The organism is Mesorhizobium sp. P2_D1 (genome assembly GCF_056404455.1).
The window spans coordinates 1-855 of record NZ_JBFUDZ010000152.1 but is presented as its reverse complement, the minus strand read 5'-3'; the positions used below and the strand labels follow the sequence as shown (position 1 = coordinate 855).

The following is an 855-nucleotide window of genomic DNA, read 5'->3' as shown; positions in this document are numbered from 1 at the left end:
GTGCCCGATGGCGTCATCTAGGTTCCGTTCGCACGGCCGAACATCGGCCAACGTAGTCGCCCTCCTTCACGCCGGCAACGGCTCGCGTGATGGCGTTCGCACCGTCATTGACACCTTGGCACCCCGTCTTTCGGCAATGCCTGAGAGCAACGCGTGGATATCGCTGGGCGAGTAATGCGACTGGTCGAGCCGCATCCCGGTGGTCGCCACAGCATCCTGCAGAGCAGACGAGATCGCGAAGATCGGACCGCCACCGCCTTCGCCCATGCCTTTGGCGCCGTTATAGGTGAAGGGCGACGGCGATTCACGGTTGCCGTAGTGCAGGTTGGGCATGTTCATGATCGTCAGGGGGCAGTAATCGCTGAAGGTGCTGGTCAGAAGGTTGCCGGCCTCGTCATATTTCAAGCACTCCATCAGAGCGGCGCCGAAGCCATGAGCGGCCGCGCCGACCACCTGGCCCTTGACGATCTGATGGTTGATGACCTTGCCGCAGTCGTCAACGATCGAATAGTCGTGGACATGAATGTTATAGGTGAGCGGATCCAGCTCGATCACGGCGACATGCACCTGCGCAGCGTAGGTGAGGGTCAGGTTGCCAAACTTCTTCTCGATGTCCGGCACCTGGAATGGCGCGCGATAGACATGGCGGCAATTCAGCGAGACATCCATAAGCTCAGGTGGGAGCTCGGCGCTCTGGGCGTTGACGAGGTTCGAGATCCGCGCCAGCGAAACCGACTGCCCATCGGGCGCTGCCACCGAGGCGAAGCCTTCGAAGGTCCCTACCCTCAGCGTTTCGGCAGGCTGGCCCAGGAAATAGCTGCCGACTCGCAGCAGTTCCTGCCTTAACTTCTCCAC

General features: G+C 61.1%; 1 protein-coding gene. It reads right to left on the bottom strand.

The window, feature by feature from the left end:
- Positions 1 to 66 precede the first annotated feature (66 nt).
- On the bottom strand, positions 67 to 855 hold a 789-nt coding region (locus AC1D0I_RS32670), incomplete at its 5' end, for a molybdopterin cofactor-binding domain-containing protein (protein ID WP_477400197.1).